The sequence below is a fragment of the Curtobacterium sp. MCLR17_055 genome (genome assembly GCF_003234305.1).
Taxonomy (GTDB): domain Bacteria; phylum Actinomycetota; class Actinomycetes; order Actinomycetales; family Microbacteriaceae; genus Curtobacterium; species Curtobacterium flaccumfaciens.
This window is the reverse complement of the sequence record NZ_QKSX01000001.1, coordinates 233,632-250,517: the sequence shown is the minus strand read 5'-3', so window position 1 is coordinate 250,517 and position 16,886 is coordinate 233,632. Positions and strand designations below refer to the sequence as shown.

Sequence of the window (16,886 nt, the reverse complement as noted above, 5' to 3'; positions counted from 1 at the left end):
CGCGCGGCTACCTGCGCGTCAGGCCCGCGAAAGCGACAGCTCCCGCGGCCTCGCACCCGTCCGGGCCGCGAAAGCGACAGTTCCCCGCCGATGTCCGGCGGGGAACTGTCGCTTTCGCGAAGTGGGCGGCCGGACAGCCCGACGCCCCCGGCCTCAGCGCGAGGAATCAGCGCGTGGACGCGACCAGGCCGTGGGCGGCGGCGACCGCGGCGTTCGTGACCCGGCCGTCGTGCACGTTCAGGCCGGCGGCGAGTGCGGGGTCGGCCTCGAGCGCGGCCTCCCAGCCACGGTCGGCGATCGCGACGGCGTACGGCAGCGTGGCGTTCGTCAGCGAGATCGTGCTCGTGCGCGGAACGGCGCCGGGCATGTTCGCCACGCAGTAGTACACGGTGTCGTGCACGGCGAACGTGGGGTCGTCGTGGGTGGTCGGGTGGGAGCCCTCGAAGCAGCCGCCCTGGTCGATCGCGATGTCGACCAGCACCGAGCCCGGCCGCATGTCGGCGACCATCGCGTCGGTGACGAGCTTCGGCGCGGACGCCCCGGGGATGAGCACGGAGCCGATCACCAGGTCGGCGTCGCGCAGGGCCTCGGCGATGGCGTGCGCCGACGAGCGCAGGGTCGTGACGCGGCCGTCGAACCGGGCGTCCAGGGCCCGGAGCCGCGGCAGGCTGATGTCGAACACCGTGACGTCGGCGCCCATGCCGAGCGCCATCGTCGCGGCGTGCTCCCCCGCGACGCCGCCGCCGATGACGACCACGCGGCCCTTCGGCGTGCCGGGTACCCCGCCGAGCAGCAGCCCGCGCCCACCGTTCGTGCGCATCAGGTGGAACGCGCCGACCTGGGCGGACAGTCGCCCGGCGACCTCGGACATCGGCGACAGCAGGGGCAGCGAGCGGTCCGGCAGCTGCACGGTCTCGTAGGCGATCGCCGTCGCGCCCGAATCGATGAGCGCATCGGTCAGCGGTCGGTCGGCGGCGAGGTGCAGGTAGGTGAAGAGCACCTGGCCCGGCCGGATCATCGGGTACTCCGACGCGACCGGTTCCTTCACCTTGAGGATCAGCTCGGCGCGCTCCCACACCTCGGCCGCGGTGTCGACGATCGTGGCGCCGGCGGTGCGGTACTCGTCGTCGGAGAAGGCCGAACCGGACCCGGCCCCGGCCTGCACCAACACCTGGTGGCCGTGCGAACCGAGCTCGGCGACACCGGCGGGCGTGGCCGCGACGCGGTACTCGTTGTTCTTGATCTCGGTGGGGACGCCGATGCGCATGCTGACTCCTTCGTGGGCGGTGCGTTCGTCCCGTCCATTGAGCACCGGATTCGCCCACAGCAGCGCTGAGCCGAACATCCGGACAGCGGCAGCGCGATCCGTGTCATCAGATTCGGCGGAGCGGTCCGCAGCAGCAGTCGGTCAGTGCCCGCGCAGCGACTCGCTCGGCAGCTCCCCGAAACGGCTGCGGTAGGTCGCCGAGAAGCGCCCGAGGTGCCCGAAGCCCCACGTCCGCGCGATCTCGGCCACCGTCGTCTCGTCCAGGCCACTGCCGACCAGGTCGGTCCGGGCACCGTCGAGTCGCACGCCGCGCAGGAGTTCCCCCGGAGTCTGGTCGAGGTGCCGACGGAGGGACTGCTGCAGCCCGCGCGGGCTGAGCCCCGCCGCCGCGGCGATGTCCGGGGTACCGATCGCTTCGCGCGCGTGCTCGTGCACGAACTCGAGCGCCCGGCGCAGGCGGTCGTGCTCCGGACCGCTGCCGGACACCGTCGCACGCCACTTGTTGCGCTGCGGGAACGCCCGGATCGCCGCGGTCGCGAAGGCCTCGGCGATGTCGTGCTGCACCATCGGGCTCATGGCCTGTTCGACGTCGAGCCAGACTGCCGAGTACTTCCGCACCACCGACCGCCACAGCGCGATGCCGTCGGCCGTCGGACGGCGCATCGGCTCGAAGGCGAAGTCGTCGTCGCCGGCCACGGCTCGGACGAAGTCGCGGTCCAGGTGCACCAGGTTCAGGGCGATGTCGCGGTGGTGCAGCGCGTACGGCTCGGCGAAGGGCAGCACGACGGGCACCCCAGCCTCGAGCTCGTACGTCTCGCCGCCCGAGGTGATCCGGCTCGAACCGCTGCGCATCCAGGCGACCAGGAACTCGTCGTCGACCTGGCTCTCGCTCCGCAGGTCGACCATGAACCGTGACGAGCGCAGGGACATCCGCTCGTCACCGACGCCCGCGAAGTCCCAGTGGGCGTTCTCGTGGGTGCGACGGACCAGTGGTGCACGGAAGTCGTAGTCGCCCGTGAAGAACGCGAGCGCCTGGTCGACGTCGCTGCCGACCATCCGCCGGAAGTACCGCTGACCGGGCTGTTCGAGAGAAAGCACCATGGTCGAGAACCTACGACGGACCACCGACAAACTGCGTCAGGTCCTGACTCAGGGCTGCAGAATCGCCTGCCCCACGCTCTCGTCCAGGATCAGGTCCGTGATGAGCCCGGCGGCCAGCGCGCCCCGCAGCGACGCCGCCTTCGACCGCCCGGCGACGACGCAGACCCGCCGCGGCGCGCGCTTGATCGTGTCGAGGTCCGGAGCGCCGGCGCGGGCGTTCACCCCGATGTCCTTCCACGAGCCGTCGGCCCGGTAGAACACCGTCGAGACGTCACCGACGACCCCCGCCTGCGTGAGCTCGTCGCGGTCCTCGGGGTCGAGGTACCCGCCGGAGTACACGTGCGAGGGCACCGGGGCCTGCGGGGCACCGACACCGAACACGACGAGGTCCATCCGCTCGTGCAGGTCGAGCACACGGCGGATCGAGCGCTCGCGGAACAGGGCCTCCTTCGTCGCGGGGTCGTCGAAGAACGCCGGCACCGGGAACTGCTGGACGAACGCGCCGTAGGCCTCGCCGAACCGGCGCAGGATCTCGGACGCGTAGACGATGCCGGTGGTGCGGGTGTTCGCGGCGCCGTTGATCTGCACGATCGTCGAGCCGTGGGTGGTCTTCGGCACCAGGTAGCGGCTGACCGCACTCACGGTCGAGCCCCACGAGATCCCGATGACCATGTTCGACTCGACGTACTGCGTCAGGATCCGGGCGGCGGACAGGGCCACCCGCTCGAGCCGGTCGACGTCGCTCGTGTGGTCCGGCACCGGGACGACGTGCGCGTGCACCCCGAAGCGGGAGCGGATGCTCCGGCTCAGCGCAGCGGCCTGGTCCAGGGGCGAACGGATCTGGATGTCGACGAGCCCGGTGTCCCTGGCGTACTTCAGCAGCCGCGACACCGACGAGCGCGAGGTGCCGAGTTCGTCGGCGATCGCGTCCATCGTCAGGTCCTGCAGGTAGTACAGGTGGGCGGCGCGCAGCGCCTGCTGCGTGCGCATGGGCTGAGCCGCATCGCTCATGGTGCTCCGATCTGTCGAACGCAACCATGCACGGACGTGCAGGGCCTCTGCAACCCCTGCCGCGCCTCCTGACCGCCGTGTCGGGCCTGGACGACACGTGTGCTGCACGTTCGTGCACGCAAGTTGCCCGCCCTGCCGAACGAGCGCACGATCGATCCTGACCCCACGAACAGACGAAGGAAGCGACGAACCATGTCGAAGAAGACACAGCCCCGGAACACGGTGACCGCCCTCACCGAGCGCCCGAACGCGCAGGTCCTCGTCGTCGGCGGCGGCATCAACGGCATCGCGACGTTCCGCGACCTGGCGCTCCAGGGCGTCGACGTCGCCCTGGTCGAGCGTGGCGACTACGCCTCCGGCGCCTCCGCGGCCTCGAGCCACATGATCCACGGCGGCATCCGCTACCTGGAGAACGGCGAGTTCCGCCTGGTGCGCGAGAGCGTGCAGGAGCGCAACGGCCTGATCCGCATCGCCCCGCACTACGTCAAGCCGCTGCAGACGACCATGCCGATCTTCTCGACGTTCTCCGGCATCATGAACGCCCCGCTGCGCATGCTGACGCACAAGCAGCGCTCCACCAAGGAGCGCGGCGCGATGCTCATCAAGATCGGCATGACGATCTACGACTCCTTCTCGCGTGACGGCGGCTCCGTCCCGAAGCACGTCTTCCGCACCAAGAAGGCCGCGCTCGAGGACATGCCCGCCCTCAACAAGGACCTGAAGTACACGGGCACCTACTACGACGCGAGCGTGCACGAGCCCGAGCGCCTGGCCCTCGACGTCCTGAAGGACGGCCTGGCCGCGGGAGCCGACAAGGCACGCGCCGTCAACTACGTCGAGGCAGCCGGCACCCGCGACGGCGGCGTCCTGCTGCGTGACCGCGAGACCGGCGACGAGTTCGTCTTCACGGCCGACGTCGTGATCAACGCCTCCGGCCCCTGGACCGACCTGACGAACGAGGCGTTCGGCGGCGAGACGAAGTTCATGGGCGGCACGAAGGGCTCGCACATCGTCGTCCACAACGACGAGCTGCTCGAGGCCACCAAGGGCCGCGAGCTGTTCTTCGAGAACGACGACGGCCGCATCGTCCTCATCTACCCGCTCAAGGGCCGGGTCCTCATCGGCACGACCGACATCGACGCCGACCCCGCGAAGCCGGTCACGACGACCGACGAGGAGATCGACTACTTCTTCGGGCTCGTCAAGCACGTGTTCCCGCAGATCGACGTCACCCGCGACCACATCGTCTACAGCTACTCCGGCATCCGTCCGCTCCCCCGCCACGAGGACACCGCCCCCGGCTTCGTGTCCCGTGACTACCGGATCGTGGACACGCAGATCGCCGGCCTGCCGAAGTCCACCGTGCTGTCGCTCGTCGGTGGCAAGTGGACGACCTTCCGTGCCCTCGCTGCACACCTGTCCACCGAGGCGACGACCAAGCTCGGCATGGGCCGCAAGGTCGACACCACGGGCATGCCGATCGGCGGTGGCAAGGAGTTCCCGACCACGGACGCCCAGCGCGCCCTGTGGATCAAGTCGCACCGCGACGGCCTGGACGAATCCCTGGTCGAGGGGCTGCTCGAGCGCTACGGCACCCGTGCCGCCGAGGTCGTGGACGTCCTGACCGACGGCCCGGTCGAGCCGCTCGAGTCCGACCCGTCGCTCACCCGCGCCGAGGTCGCGTACTTCGCCCGCCACGAGCAGGCCGTCCACCTGGTGGACGTCGTCCTGCGCCGCACGAACCTGGCGTTCGTCGGCGGGGTCACGATCGACCTGCTCGACGAGCTGGCCGACGTGCTCGCCGGTGCGCTCGGCTGGACGACCGAGGAGCGCGCGGACGAGGTCCAGCGCACGCTCGACGTGCTGCGTGAGTCGCACGGCGTGATCGTGCCGCTGACGTCCGCATCGGCGTCGCAGCTCGCGTAGTCGACGCGACCGACCACAGACAGGAGGCGCGGTGCCAGCTGGCACCGCGCCTCCCGTCTGTCTGCTGGTCGCGTCAGAAACGCTCGCCGGTGGGGTCGAGCGCCGTGCGGTCGATGAGCTGGTCGCCGCCGACCGGCTCGCCTTCCCAGTCGACCAGGCGCCAGCCGTCGGCGAACGACCCCTCGAGCTCGACGATGCCGGTGTTCTCCAGGTGACGCTTCGTGCCGAAGTGGTCCGGGGTGTTCTGCGCAGCTGCGCTCGCCCACGTGCGGATCGCGGCACCGTGGCTGACGGCGGCGGCGACGGCGACCCCGGTGGCCTCGATCTGCCGGACGGCGTCGTCGTAGCGCTCGAAGAACTCGACGCCACTCTCGGCACCGGGCATCCGGGTCGTCCGGTCGCCGCCGGACCAGCCGTGCACGGTGGAGATGTAGGTCTGCACGGACACCTTGTCGCTCTTGCCCTGGGTGTCGCCCGCCTCGATCTCACGCAGGCCCGGCAGTACCACGGGCTCGAGGCCGAGCGAGGTCGCCAGGGGCGCCGCGGTGATCTGCGTGCGGACCATCGACGACACGAACAGTCGCTCGATCCCGCGGTCGGCGAGCGCTGCGGGCAGGGCGTCGGCCTGCTGCTGCCCGAGCTCGGTCAGCCCCGGTCCGGGCACCACGGCATCGAGGATGCCGTGCACGTTCGCGGGGGTCTGGCCGTGGCGGATGAGCAGCAGTCGCATGCCGCCACCCTACGGACCGCCGCTGACGTCAGCCCTGCCGGGTGTTCCAGCGGGGGTTCTTCTTGTTGATGACGTAGACGCGACCCCGGCGTCGGACCACCTGCGAGCCGGGGATCTTCTTCAGGGCCTTGAGGGAGTTGCGGACCTTCACGACGAGCCTCCTTGTTGATAACGGTTTTCAGTTACAGTAGCGGACATGCGTGCTGCTGCCATCACCCTCGTCACCGCCCTGCACCAGGTCGACGCCGACCGCGTCGCCGCCCGGATCTCGGACGGACACCGGATGCACGTCGCCGGGAGTGCCTTCGCCACTGCCCGCGCCGTGGCCGACCGGGCCGACCAGCTCGACCGGGTCTGCGGACCCGACGCGGGCCACGGGCTCGTCGTCACCCTGCACCCGGGGGCCGATGCCCGAGCGGTCGGCATGCTGCTCGCCAACGCGGCACGGTCCGAGACCGGCGACGACCGGGTGCTGCGGCACGTCGTCGGGGTGTTGCGGGCCGACGACGTCGCGCACCTGCTGTGGTCGGACGTCGACGACGCGTTCGTGGCCGCTGACCGGATGGCCGCACTCGTCGAGTACGCGACGGTGATCGCCCTCGACCGCATCGAACCGCTGTCGGGCCGTCGGCGTCGTGCACTCGTGTCACTGCTGCACCGGATGGCACCCCAGGCCGTGATCGTCGCCCTGCCCGCGATCCGGAGCGCCGCCGACCTGCCGGCCTCGAACGGTGGAGCCGCGCGGGTGCTCGCCGCCGGTGCCGGCTGGATGCGGGCACTGTCGAGCGGTGCGGACACCGGGCGTGAGGCCCGCGACGCCCTGGTCTCGATGCGCTACCGGGAGCCGCTGCCGTTCCACCCCGGTCGACTGTCGTCCGTCATCGCCGAGGACCTGTCCGCCGGCGTGAACGGCCGCGTGCTGCGGTCGCGGGGGTTCTTCCGCCTGGCGTCCCGGCCGGACCACGTCGGCTCGTGGTCGAGCTTCGGGTCGATGCTCGCGCTCGACCCCACCGCGAACCCGTCGTGGGACGCCGACGCCCCGATCGGGCAGGCGCTGTGGTTCGTCGGCGAGCAGCTCGACGTCCGGGCGATCGAGCGGGCGCTCGACGGGGCGCTGCTCACGCCGTCGGAGCTGCTCGCCGGGCCGGACGTGTGGCGCGGCTGGCCGGACCCGTTCCCGGTGTGGCCCGCGGTGGACCCGGCGTCGGGGCACCGGCACGAGTGAGGTGGGGCGCGGGCGCGGGCGGCTGCGCACTCGTCTTGCGACAGAGCACGAGTCGATCGATGCGTGCATCGTCGCCTCATGCGCACACATCCGCTACGCGCGCATGTTGCGACAGAACGCGCGTCGATCGTCGCGTGGATCGTCGCAGTGTGCGCACGCACGGACGGGAGGCGCGGTGCGGGTCGGACCCGCACCGCGCCTCCCGTCCGTGGTCACGTCGAGAACCGCGCGTCACCGCACCGGCGACGCCTCCCGCGCGGCAGCTTCCCGCGCGGCAGCCTCCCGCGCAGCAGCAGCCGCCGCGTCCTGCGCCGCGAACGGCAGGTCACCGAGGTCCAGGTGCGGGTTCGTGTCCTGCGTGAGCACGAGCTCCTTCGCCTCGTCCTCGGTCTCCACGGCCGGCATCGACCCGGGCAGCGGGCGCTGCGAGGACTCCTTCATGCAGAAGACACCGATCGCTCCGACGACGCTCATCGCCATCAGGAAGTACGCCGGCGCGAGCTCGTCACCCGTCGCGGTGAGCAGCGCCTGCACGATCAGGGGCGTGGTCCCACCGAACACCGCGATCGCGATGTTGTAGGCGAACCCCATGCCGCCGTACCGCGTCGAGGTCGGGAACAGCGCCGGCAGCGACGCAGCCTGGTTCGACACCCAGAGCGCGGTCATCAGCGCGAGCAGCCCGAGGCCGGCGAGCGTCGACCACTGCGCCCCGTGCCCGATCAGCATGAAGGCCGGCACGACGAGCACGACCGTGGTGGCCGCGCCGATCCACATCACGACTCGGCGGCCGAGGCGGTCGGAGAGCTTGCCGGTCAGCGGGAGCATCACCGCGAGCAGCAGGAGCACCGGGATCGTCAGCAGCGTGCCGTCGATGGCGGAGTACCCGAGCGAGTCGGTCAGGTACGTCGGCATGTACGAGGTCAGGGCATAGCCCACGGTGTTCGACGCGGCGACGAGCATGATCGCGATGACGATCGGACGCCAGTGCTGACGGACCATCGCGACGACGTTGGCCGGTCGCTCACCGTCGAAGGACGCACGGGACTCGGTCGCGGCCTCCTGCGCGGCCTGGGTCGCCTGGAACACCGGCGACTCCTCGATCCGCAGACGGAAGTAGATCGCCACGACGCCGATCACACCGGCGGCCAGGAACGGGAACCGCCAGCCGTAGGCGGTCATCGCCTCGTCGCCGAGGGTGAGCTGCAGCACCGACACGACCGTGGCACCGAGCGCGAAGCCCAGGTAGCTGCCGAAGTCCAGGATGCTCGCGAAGAACCCGCGACGGCGGTCCGGGGCGTACTCGGTGACGAACGTCGTCGCCCCGGCGTACTCACCACCGGTGGAGAAGCCCTGCGCGAGCTTCAGCACGACGAGCAGGATCGGGCCGAACACGCCGATCGTCGCGTACGCGGGGAGCGCCCCGATCAGGAACGTCGACGCCGCCATCATGATCAGCGTCGTCGCGAGCACCTTCTGCCGGCCGATCTTGTCGCCGAGGCGTCCGAACACGATGCCACCCAGGGGCCGTGCGATGTAGGTCGCCGCGAACACCCCGAGGCTGAACAGGATCTGCACCGAGGGTTCGGCCGTCGGCAGGAAGACCTTCCCCATCGTGACGGCCAGGTAGCCGTACACACCGACGTCGTACCACTCCATGGTGTTGCCGACGACCATGCCGCTGACGGCTCGTCGCATCATGCTCTTGTCGACCACGGTGACGTCGCTCTCGCGCAGCCGTCGGTGTGGTCGGGGGTGGGTACTGCTGGGGTCGGAACCCATGCCTTGCTCCTCGAGAAGATCGGTGGGCCGTCGGGAACCGGCCCAGAACAGCGAGCGACGTTACCGAGCAACCGAAATGTCATTGGCCGGTGATTCTCAGGGAACGGCGTGTCACCCGAACGGGGGTCGCCGCCGATCCGCACCAGTCCGGCGAACCCGGAAGCTGAGTAACGAGGCCGTAACATCGGCCCATGGCGATCGAACCCGAGACGAAGAACTGGACATGGGTCATCGAGTCCGCGTGTCCCGAGTGCGGCTACGACGGCAGCGCGGTGACCGTCCGCGACGTGCCGGGCATCATCGACGAGAACACCGCCGGGTGGCCAGCGGTGCTCGACCGCGACGACGTCCGTGATCGCCCCGACGACCACACCTGGTCACCGCTCGAGTACGGCGCCCACGTGCGGGACGTGCACCGGAAGATGGCGGAGCGCCTCGAGCTGATGCTCACCGAGGACGCCCCGACGTTCCCGAACTGGGACCAGGACGCCACCGCCGTCGAGGACCGTTACGGCGAGCAGGACCCCGCGGTCGTCGCTCGGGAGCTGCGGGAGTCGGCGGACCGCGCGGCCCGGGCCTTCGCCGCCGTCCCCGACGAGGTGCTCGGGCGCACCGGGCTCCGGTCCGACGGCAGCGCCTTCACCGTCGCGACGCTCGCCACCTACTACGCGCACGACCCGGTGCACCACCTGTGGGACGTGCGGCGCGCGCTCTAGACGTGGGGACCACCGGCCTGGAGGCGCGGTGCTGCCCCGCCCCGCGCCTCCAGGCCGCCTGCGGTCACCCCCGGATCCGGGCGTACCTGCCGAAACCGGGCGTACCGACCGGAACCGGGCGTACCTGCCGGACTCGGGCGTACCTACCGAAACCGGGCGTACCTGCCGAATCCGGGCGTACATACCGGGAAGAAACGACCAGGTATGCCCGAAAGCACCATCCATCGCACGCGTGATGGGAAGGATCGGGCGCCGAGCCGGAGCGCTCAGGCGAGTGCGTCGAGCACGGCGCGCGCCGTCGCGGCGTCCGTCACCAGCTCGTTGACGAGCCCGCCCCGCACCGCGGCGACGATGCTCGTGACCTTGGCGCTGCCCACGGCGACCCCGACCGCGTGCGGCACGGTCGACAGGATCTCGCGCGAGGTCCGCACCATCCGGTCGCTGCCGGGGAACTCGATCGGTGAGCCGTCCGCGGCGTAGAAGTTCAGGCAGACGTCGCCGGCGGCACGGTCGAACGCGGCGTCCTCGACCGGGATGCCCCGGGCCAGGGCGTCGCGCGTGTGGGTCGGTGCCCCGATGCCGAGGATCGCGCCCTTCGCCCGGCTCCAGAGCCCGACGACGTGCTGGAACGCCGGGTCCTCGTCGAGGGTGGACCGCATCGCCGGGGACGGCAGCGCCTGGGCGAACAGGAACGCCGGGATCGCGCCGGAGTGCTCCGCGGCCGTCCGGGTGATCTCGTTCGTCTGGAACCACGGCATCGGGTCGGCCTGCCCGCCCACCGTCGGCACGAGCTGCACCCCGGGCATGGTCGGCATGCCGGACCGTGCGACGTCGTACACGGTGCGGCCGGACGACATCAGGACGGCGTCGCCGGGGACGAGTCCCATGCCCTCGACCGCGGCGGCCAGTGGTGCGGCCAGGTCGGCGCCGAGCGTGGCGGCGTGGGTGACCGCGGCGAGGTGGACCGCGCGGAGCCCGAGCACGACCTGCAGCCGTTCGGCGAGCGCCACGGTCTCGTCCTGGAACGGGTCGACGACCTCGATGCGGACGAGTCCGGCCTTGCGGGCCTCGGCGACGAGCCGCGAGACGGTCGGCCGCGAGACCCCGAGGCGCGAGGCGATCTCGACCTGGGTGGCGTCCTCGAGGTAGTACATCCGCGCCGCCTGGTAGACGGTGTCCAGCGGGAACCGGGTCCGCGACGCGTCGGCGACGGGGCCGGGCCCAGCGGTGCTCTCGGACGACATGGAGCAGGACCCTTCGACTCGATCGGACACCGCGATCGTAGTCCGAGCAGGGCTCAGCGGATCGTGAACCCGCCGTCCACCCGGAGGTCCGCACCGTTCACCATGGCGCTCGACTCCCCCGCCAGGAACAGCACGGCCGCGGCGATCTCGTCGGGTGTCGCGAAGCGGCCGGTGGGGATCTCGTCCTGGTGCCGGATGCCGTTCTCGTTCGCCCAGGCAGCACGGCCGAGGTCGGTGAGGACGACCGTCGGCGACACGGTGTTCACGGTGACGCCGCGTCCGCCCCACTCGAGTGCGAGCACCGTCGTCAGGCCGATGACGCCGGCCTTCGAGGCGCAGTAGGCGGCGTGCCCGTCGATGCCGACGTGGGCCGCCTGCGACGCGATGTTCACGATCCGCCCGTACCCGGCGTCGAGCATGTGCCGGCCGACGGCCTGCGCCACACGGAACGTGCCGGTCAGGTTGACGTCGATGGTCGCCGCCCAGGTGTCGGCTGCCAGGTCTTCCGCCGGGGCGAGCGCGGCGATGCCGGCGCAGTTCACCAACACGTCGACGCCGCCGAAGTGCCGGACGACGTCCGCCACGGTGCGGGTCACGGAGTCGGCATCGGTCACGTCGCAGGCGAACCCGGCGTGGAGGCTCGTGGCCGCGCCCGCCCCGTCAGCGGCGGCGTCCGGCCCGGCCGTCACGGGCAGCGCGGACGTGGGCAGGTCGGCCGCGGCCGACGTGGCGCCGTCAGCACGGACGTCGACGACGGCGACACGGGCACCCCGTGCAGCCAGGGCCCGGGCGATGGCGTTGCCGATGCCCGACGCCCCGCCGGTCACCACCGCCGTGCGGCCGCTGAAGTCGTTGGTCAGGTCGATCGTGTCGGGGCCCGGTCGGAGGGCCGCGGCGAAGTCCGTCGTCATGTTCGCTCCCTTGCGTTCGGTGCCGAACCTATCAGAAATTGTGTTCTGGACAAACGTTCTGGAAGGTGTACAGTCATCGCCGAAGCCACCCAACGGAGGAACAGCTCATGTCGACGACGACCGAGAACGCGGCCCCGGCCGCCCCCACCACGATCCCCACGACGATGCGCGCCGTCGTCGTCTACGGCCCCGGTGACTACCGGCTCGAGGAGCGTCCCGTCCCGACGCCCGGCCCCGGGGAACTCCTGCTCCGCACCGACGCCGTCGGCATCTGCGCGAGCGACCTGAAGTGCTACCACGGCGCCGCGAAGTTCTGGGGCGACGAGAACCGTGCGGCCTGGGCGGAGCGGGACCGCATCCCCGGACACGAGTTCGTCGGCACGATCGTCGCCGGTGACGACGCCGCCCTGGCCAAGCGCGGCGTCGACCTGGGCGACCGGATCGCCTGCGAGCAGATCGTGCCGTGCTGGGAGTGCCGCTACTGCCTCGAGGGCGCGTACTGGATGTGCAACGTGCACGACATGTTCGGCTTCAAGGGCTACGACGGCGCGATGGCCGAGTACGTGCTCGTGCCGGCGAAGGCGCTGACCCACCCGGTGTCGAAGGCCCTGCCCGGCCAGGTCGCCGCGTTCTCGGAGCCGCTGTCCTGCGCGTTCCACGCCGTCGAGCGCGGGGACATCAAGTTCGGCGACACCGTGGTGATCGCCGGTGCCGGCCCGATCGGCCTCTCCGCCATCGCCGGTGCGCGGCAGAAGAACCCGCTCCGGATCATCGCGCTCGACGTGGTCGAGGCCAAGCTCGAGCTGGCCCGCAAGGTCGGCGCCGACCTCACGATCAACATCGCCCAGGAGGACGCGGTCGCCCGGGTCAAGGAGCTCACCGACGGCTACGGCGCCGACGTCTACATCGAGGCCACCGGGCACCCGTCCGCGGTGCCGCAGGGACTGAACCTGCTCCGCAAGCTCGGGACCTTCGTCGAGTACTCGGTGTTCAAGGACGACGTGTCCGTGGACTGGTCGATCATCTCGGACGACAAGGAGCTCGACGTGCGCGGCGCCCACCTCGGCCCGCACACCTGGCCGGCGGCGATCAAGCTGCTCGAGGCCGAGACCCTGCCGATGTCGGAGATCTGCACGCACCAGTTCCCGCTCGAGCAGTTCCAGGAGGCCCTCGACCTGGTCGGCGACTCCGCCGGTGCCAGCGTCAAGGTGTCGATCATCCCGTCCCTGACCGCCCCCACCACGGCCGCACAGGCCGCTCAGGCCTGACCGACCCCGCCAGCAGGGAGAGAACGAGCATGTCAGCGACGACAGCCCGCGCCACCGGCGCCCGCACGACCGCGCCCCGCACCGAGGGACGCCTGGACCGGATGGGCATCCCCCGTCCGCTCGCCCTCGGGTTCGTCGCCGTCCTGGTCTTCATGACCGGGAACGGCGTCGAGTCGAACTTCATCACGCCGCACATGGTGGCGGTCCTCGGCAGCCCCGAGGCCACCGTGGCGACGATCGTCACGTTCTACAGCCTGGCCGCACTGATCGGCAGCTACATCTCGGGGGCTCTGTCCGACCTGGTCGGCCCGCGCCGCGTGATGATCCTCGGCTTCGCCGTCTGGGTCGTGTTCGAGGTCCTGTTCCTGCTGGCACTCGGCGCCGGCAGTGTCCCGTTCGCCGCCGTCACCTACGCGTTGCGCGGGTTCGGCTACCCGCTGTTCGCCTTCGCGTTCCTGGTCTGGGTGAACATCACCACCCCGGTCGAACGGAACGGCTCGGCGGTCGGCTGGTTCTACGTCGCCTTCACGGGCGGCCTGCCGACCCTCGGCTCGCTGTTCGCGATCGGTGCCATCCCGGTGTTCGGCGGCGGCACGGTCGGTGAGACCGGTGCGATGGTCGCCTCGATCGGCCTGGTCGTGATCGGGTTCCTCATCATGCTGTTCGGCGTCCGGCTGCCGAACGGGTTCACGCGCATCGCCCCCGCCGGCGAGAGCGCCTGGCAGGTGCTGACGAGCGGCATCCGCCTGACGGTCACGCGACCGAAGATCCTGATGGGCTTCCTCGTCCGCCTGATCAACACCGCGCCGGAGTTCGGCATGTTCGTCGTGCTCCCCGCGGTCATCGCGAACGAGCGCGGCTGGGGCCAGAGCCGCTGGCTGCTCATGACCGTCTGCGTCTACGCGACGAACATCCTGGTCAACGCCCTGTTCGGCTGGGTGGGCGACAAGATCGGCTGGCAGCGCACCGTCAAGTGGTTCGGCATCGTCGGCTCCGCCCTCGGGCTCATCGCCTGGTGGTACGTGCCGCAGCTCGTCCCCGCCGGTTCGGACTGGGGCTACGTGCTCTCCGTCGTCGCCGGGTGCGTGTTCGGCTGTCTGCTCGCCGGGTTCGTGCCGATGGGCGCGATCATGCCGGCGCTCGCCCCCGAGCACAAGGGCGCCGCGATGGCGATGTACACCACGGCCGCCGGGGGCGCCGCGTTCCTCGGCACCGGCGTCGTCGCCGCGGTCTTCGCCCTGGGCGGCGGCGGCCAGGCCGCCACGTGGACGTTCGTCGGCCTGTACGCCTGCGCGTTCGTGATGATCCACTTCCTCAAGGTCCCGCAGGGCGACCGAGGACACTGAGTTCCGGGCGACGACGGCCGTCCCGTCGTCGCCCGGTGCACCATCCCACCACCATCCCCGGAGGACCCGCACCATGACCACGATCCACGACGACCCGGACGAGTTCGCCGAAGACCAGCTGAGCGGCTGGCTCGCGCTCTACGCCGACCGGGTCCGCGGCGTCCACGGCGGCGTCGTCACCCTGCCCACCGAGGGGGCCGCACCGCAGGTCGCCGTCGTCGTCGGGGGCGGCTCCGGCCACTACCCCGCGTTCTGCGGCGTCGTCGGCCCGGGCTTCGCCACCGGCGCCGTCGTCGGCAACGTCTTCACCTCGCCGTCGACCGCGCAGGTCTACTCGGTCGCCAAGGCCGCCGACCAGGGCCGCGGTGTCGTGCTGTCGTTCGGCAACTACGCCGGTGACACCATGAACTTCGGGCTCGCGGCCGAGCGGCTGCGTGCCGAGGGCATCGACACCCGCATCGTCGTGGTCACCGACGACGTCGCCAGTGCCGACGACGAGACGAAGCGCCGCGGCATCGCCGGTGACTTCTCCGTCTTCAAGGCGATGGGCGCCGCCGCTGCCGAGGGAGCCGACCTCGACGAGGTCGAACGGATCGGCCGTGCGTCGAACGCCGCGACCCGCACCATCGGCGTCGCGTTCTCGGGCTGCACCATGCCGGGCGCGACCGAACCGCTGTTCACCGTCCCCGACGGCCACCTCGGCCTGGGGCTCGGCATCCACGGCGAACCGGGCATCCAGGACGTCCCGCTGCTCCGTGCGACGGACCTGGCGTCCCTGCTCGCCGAACGGCTGGTCACCGACCGCCCCGCAGCCGCCGGCTCCCGGGTCGCCCCGATCCTCAACGGGCTCGGTGACACCAAGTACGAGGAGCTCTTCCTGCTCTGGGGCCGGGTGCTGCCGCTGCTGCAGGAAGCCGGGCTCCAGGTCGTCGAACCCGAGGTCGGCGAACTCGTCACGAGCCTCGACATGGGCGGCTGCTCGCTGACGCTGCAGTGGCTCGACGACGAACTCGAACGCCTCTGGCGCGCCGACGCCTACACGCCCGCGTACCGCAAGGTGGCGGCGCCGGTCGCGGCGCTCGTGCCGGCCGACGCGGTGGACGCCGCCGAGGACGAGGCGACGGTCGTGCCGGAGGCGACCGATGCCTCCCGGCAGGCCGCGCAGACGGCGCGAGCCGCCGTCGAGGCGATGGACGCGCTCCTGCGCGAGCACGAGGAGACGCTCGGCCGCATCGACGCGGTCGCCGGGGACGGCGACCACGGCCGCGGCATGGTCAAGGGGATCGGTGCGGCGCGCAAGGCGGTCGACGGGCTCGGCCCGGAGGCCGGGGTCGCCTTCGTCCTCGGACGCGCGGGTGACGCGTGGGCCGCGTTCGCGGGCGGCACCTCCGGTGTCCTGTGGGGCGCCGCACTCGAGGCGTTCGGCCGCTCCCTCGGCGACGACCGCGAGTCGTACCAGGCCGCCGACGTCGTCGACGCGGCGCAGGCCTTCGCCGACTCGATCGTCCACCTGGGCGGGGCGTCCCGCGGGGACAAGACGCTGCTCGACGCGCTGCTGCCGTTCGTGGACGAACTGCGCCGGGCCGTCGACACCGGCGCACCGCTCGTGGCAGCGTGGGAGACCGCGGCGCGGGTCGCGGTCGAGCAGGCCGAGGCCACCGCCGACCTCACGCCGAAGGTCGGACGGGCCAGGCCGCTGGCCGAGAAGAGCCTGGGGACACCCGACGCGGGTGCCACCTCGATGGGGATGATCCTCACGCGGATCGGCGAGGTCCTCGCCGCCCGTGCTGACAAGGAAGGAACACACGCATGACGTACCGTCTCGTGATCGGGTCCGACGACGCCGGGTTCGACTACAAGGAGATCATCAAGGCCGACCTGCTCGCCGACGACCGGGTGTCGGACGTCACCGACGTCGGCGTCGACGCGGACGGCCACACCGCCTACCCGCACGTCGCCGTGGACGCTGCGCGCCTGGTGGCGAACGGCGAGGCCGACCGGGCGATCCTGATCTGCGGCACCGGCCTCGGTGTGGCGATCAGCGCCAACAAGGTGCCGGGCATCCGTGCCGTCACCGCGCACGACTCGTACAGCGTGGAACGGTCGATCCTGTCGAACGACGCCCAGGTGCTCTGCATGGGGCAGCGCGTCGTCGGCATCGAGCTCGCCCGCCGTCTGGCGAAGGAGTGGCTCGGCTACGAGTTCGACCGTTCCAGTGCCAGCGCCGAGAAGGTCAACGCCATCTGCGAGTACGACGGCAGCGCGCCCACCGGGGTCGACGCCCAGGCGTAGGCAGGGTCCCGCACGACACCGGTGTTCGCACGCTGAACACGCCCGTTCGGGTGTTCGGCACGCGAACACC

At 71.2% G+C, this 16,886-nt stretch carries 15 protein-coding genes; 7 read left to right on the top strand and 8 right to left on the bottom strand.

From position 1 onward, the window contains the following. Positions 1 to 166: 166 nt before the first annotated feature. The 3 genes from ald to DEJ09_RS01090 form a co-directional block, all read right to left on the bottom strand. The gene (ald, locus tag DEJ09_RS01100) at positions 167 to 1,267 is read right to left on the bottom strand and encodes an alanine dehydrogenase (protein ID WP_111087373.1); all 1,101 of its coding nucleotides are present in this window, start codon (positions 1,265 to 1,267) and stop codon (positions 167 to 169) included. A gap of 141 nt (positions 1,268 to 1,408) precedes the next feature. Continuing rightward, positions 1,409 to 2,368: an AraC family transcriptional regulator gene (locus tag DEJ09_RS01095; protein ID WP_111087372.1), complete on the bottom strand. Its 960-nt coding sequence runs from the start codon at positions 2,366 to 2,368 to the stop codon at positions 1,409 to 1,411. A 48-nt stretch (positions 2,369 to 2,416) separates the two neighbouring features. Further along, entirely contained in the window at positions 2,417 to 3,379 is a 963-nt protein-coding gene (locus DEJ09_RS01090; RefSeq protein WP_027466231.1) for a sugar-binding transcriptional regulator, read from the bottom strand. Positions 3,380 to 3,571: 192 nt separating this feature from the next. Between DEJ09_RS01090 and DEJ09_RS01085 the strand changes: the two genes are divergently transcribed. Next, entirely contained in the window at positions 3,572 to 5,305 is a 1,734-nt protein-coding gene (locus DEJ09_RS01085) for a glycerol-3-phosphate dehydrogenase/oxidase (RefSeq protein WP_111087371.1), read from the top strand. 73 nt (positions 5,306 to 5,378) lie between these two features. On the opposite strand, the gene DEJ09_RS01080 is transcribed toward DEJ09_RS01085, so the two are convergent. Further along, on the bottom strand, positions 5,379 to 6,035 hold the full coding sequence (locus DEJ09_RS01080) for a histidine phosphatase family protein (RefSeq protein WP_042538188.1): 657 nt from the start codon (positions 6,033 to 6,035) through the stop codon (positions 5,379 to 5,381). Positions 6,036 to 6,063: 28 nt separating this feature from the next. Next, positions 6,064 to 6,186 (bottom strand): type B 50S ribosomal protein L36, encoded by a 123-nt coding sequence (ykgO, locus tag DEJ09_RS01075; RefSeq protein ID WP_017888460.1) that lies wholly within the window; start codon positions 6,184 to 6,186, stop codon positions 6,064 to 6,066. A 45-nt stretch (positions 6,187 to 6,231) separates the two neighbouring features. Here ykgO and DEJ09_RS01070 point away from each other — a divergent pair, with 45 nt between their 5' ends. Further along, positions 6,232 to 7,260 carry a GTP-binding protein gene (locus tag DEJ09_RS01070; protein WP_111087370.1) on the top strand — a complete coding sequence of 343 codons (1,029 nt, stop codon included), beginning with the start codon at positions 6,232 to 6,234 and terminating at the stop codon, positions 7,258 to 7,260. Between the two features lie 231 nt (positions 7,261 to 7,491). Here DEJ09_RS01070 and DEJ09_RS01065 read toward each other — a convergent pair whose 3' ends face one another. Then, positions 7,492 to 9,039 (bottom strand): MFS transporter, encoded by a 1,548-nt coding sequence (locus DEJ09_RS01065; protein ID WP_111087369.1) that lies wholly within the window; start codon positions 9,037 to 9,039, stop codon positions 7,492 to 7,494. Positions 9,040 to 9,230: 191 nt separating this feature from the next. Here DEJ09_RS01065 and DEJ09_RS01060 point away from each other — a divergent pair, with 191 nt between their 5' ends. Next, positions 9,231 to 9,755: a DinB family protein gene (locus tag DEJ09_RS01060; RefSeq protein ID WP_111087368.1), complete on the top strand. Its 525-nt coding sequence runs from the start codon at positions 9,231 to 9,233 to the stop codon at positions 9,753 to 9,755. A 266-nt stretch (positions 9,756 to 10,021) separates the two neighbouring features. On the opposite strand, the gene DEJ09_RS01055 is transcribed toward DEJ09_RS01060, so the two are convergent. Together DEJ09_RS01055 and DEJ09_RS01050 are read right to left on the bottom strand one after the other, a co-directional pair. Continuing rightward, positions 10,022 to 10,999 carry a sugar-binding transcriptional regulator gene (locus tag DEJ09_RS01055; protein ID WP_111087367.1) on the bottom strand — a complete coding sequence of 326 codons (978 nt, stop codon included), beginning with the start codon at positions 10,997 to 10,999 and terminating at the stop codon, positions 10,022 to 10,024. A gap of 53 nt (positions 11,000 to 11,052) precedes the next feature. Beyond that, on the bottom strand, positions 11,053 to 11,910 hold the full coding sequence (locus DEJ09_RS01050) for a GolD/DthD family dehydrogenase (RefSeq protein WP_111087366.1): 858 nt from the start codon (positions 11,908 to 11,910) through the stop codon (positions 11,053 to 11,055). A 107-nt stretch (positions 11,911 to 12,017) separates the two neighbouring features. Between DEJ09_RS01050 and DEJ09_RS01045 the strand changes: the two genes are divergently transcribed. From DEJ09_RS01045 to DEJ09_RS01030, 4 genes are all read left to right on the top strand, one after another. Next, positions 12,018 to 13,178 (top strand): zinc-binding dehydrogenase, encoded by a 1,161-nt coding sequence (locus DEJ09_RS01045; protein ID WP_111087365.1) that lies wholly within the window; start codon positions 12,018 to 12,020, stop codon positions 13,176 to 13,178. 29 nt (positions 13,179 to 13,207) lie between these two features. Then, positions 13,208 to 14,524: an MFS transporter gene (locus tag DEJ09_RS01040; RefSeq protein ID WP_209082617.1), complete on the top strand. Its 1,317-nt coding sequence runs from the start codon at positions 13,208 to 13,210 to the stop codon at positions 14,522 to 14,524. 73 nt (positions 14,525 to 14,597) lie between these two features. Then, positions 14,598 to 16,337 carry a dihydroxyacetone kinase family protein gene (locus tag DEJ09_RS01035; RefSeq protein WP_111087364.1) on the top strand — a complete coding sequence of 580 codons (1,740 nt, stop codon included), beginning with the start codon at positions 14,598 to 14,600 and terminating at the stop codon, positions 16,335 to 16,337. After that, on the top strand, positions 16,334 to 16,816 hold the full coding sequence (locus DEJ09_RS01030) for a ribose-5-phosphate isomerase (RefSeq protein ID WP_111087363.1): 483 nt from the start codon (positions 16,334 to 16,336) through the stop codon (positions 16,814 to 16,816). Before DEJ09_RS01035 ends, DEJ09_RS01030 begins: the two co-directional genes overlap by 4 nt. The last annotated feature ends 70 nt before the right edge of the window (positions 16,817 to 16,886 follow it).

Excerpts from the sequence above, each read along its gene's own strand:
- ald (WP_111087373.1), bottom strand. The coding sequence starts at position 1,267 with ATGCGCATCGGCGTCCCCACCGAGATCAAGAACAACGAGTACCGCGTC.
- DEJ09_RS01095 (WP_111087372.1), bottom strand. The coding sequence starts at position 2,368 with ATGGTGCTTTCTCTCGAACAGCCCGGTCAGCGGTACTTCCGGCGGATG.
- DEJ09_RS01090 (WP_027466231.1), bottom strand. The coding sequence starts at position 3,379 with ATGAGCGATGCGGCTCAGCCCATGCGCACGCAGCAGGCGCTGCGCGCC.
- DEJ09_RS01085 (WP_111087371.1), top strand. The coding sequence starts at position 3,572 with ATGTCGAAGAAGACACAGCCCCGGAACACGGTGACCGCCCTCACCGAG.
- DEJ09_RS01080 (WP_042538188.1), bottom strand. The coding sequence starts at position 6,035 with ATGCGACTGCTGCTCATCCGCCACGGCCAGACCCCCGCGAACGTGCAC.
- DEJ09_RS01070 (WP_111087370.1), top strand. The coding sequence starts at position 6,232 with ATGCGTGCTGCTGCCATCACCCTCGTCACCGCCCTGCACCAGGTCGAC.
- DEJ09_RS01065 (WP_111087369.1), bottom strand. The coding sequence starts at position 9,039 with ATGGGTTCCGACCCCAGCAGTACCCACCCCCGACCACACCGACGGCTG.
- DEJ09_RS01060 (WP_111087368.1), top strand. The coding sequence starts at position 9,231 with ATGGCGATCGAACCCGAGACGAAGAACTGGACATGGGTCATCGAGTCC.
- DEJ09_RS01055 (WP_111087367.1), bottom strand. The coding sequence starts at position 10,999 with ATGTCGTCCGAGAGCACCGCTGGGCCCGGCCCCGTCGCCGACGCGTCG.
- DEJ09_RS01050 (WP_111087366.1), bottom strand. The coding sequence starts at position 11,910 with ATGACGACGGACTTCGCCGCGGCCCTCCGACCGGGCCCCGACACGATC.
- DEJ09_RS01045 (WP_111087365.1), top strand. The coding sequence starts at position 12,018 with ATGTCGACGACGACCGAGAACGCGGCCCCGGCCGCCCCCACCACGATC.
- DEJ09_RS01040 (WP_209082617.1), top strand. The coding sequence starts at position 13,208 with ATGTCAGCGACGACAGCCCGCGCCACCGGCGCCCGCACGACCGCGCCC.
- DEJ09_RS01035 (WP_111087364.1), top strand. The coding sequence starts at position 14,598 with ATGACCACGATCCACGACGACCCGGACGAGTTCGCCGAAGACCAGCTG.
- DEJ09_RS01030 (WP_111087363.1), top strand. The coding sequence starts at position 16,334 with ATGACGTACCGTCTCGTGATCGGGTCCGACGACGCCGGGTTCGACTAC.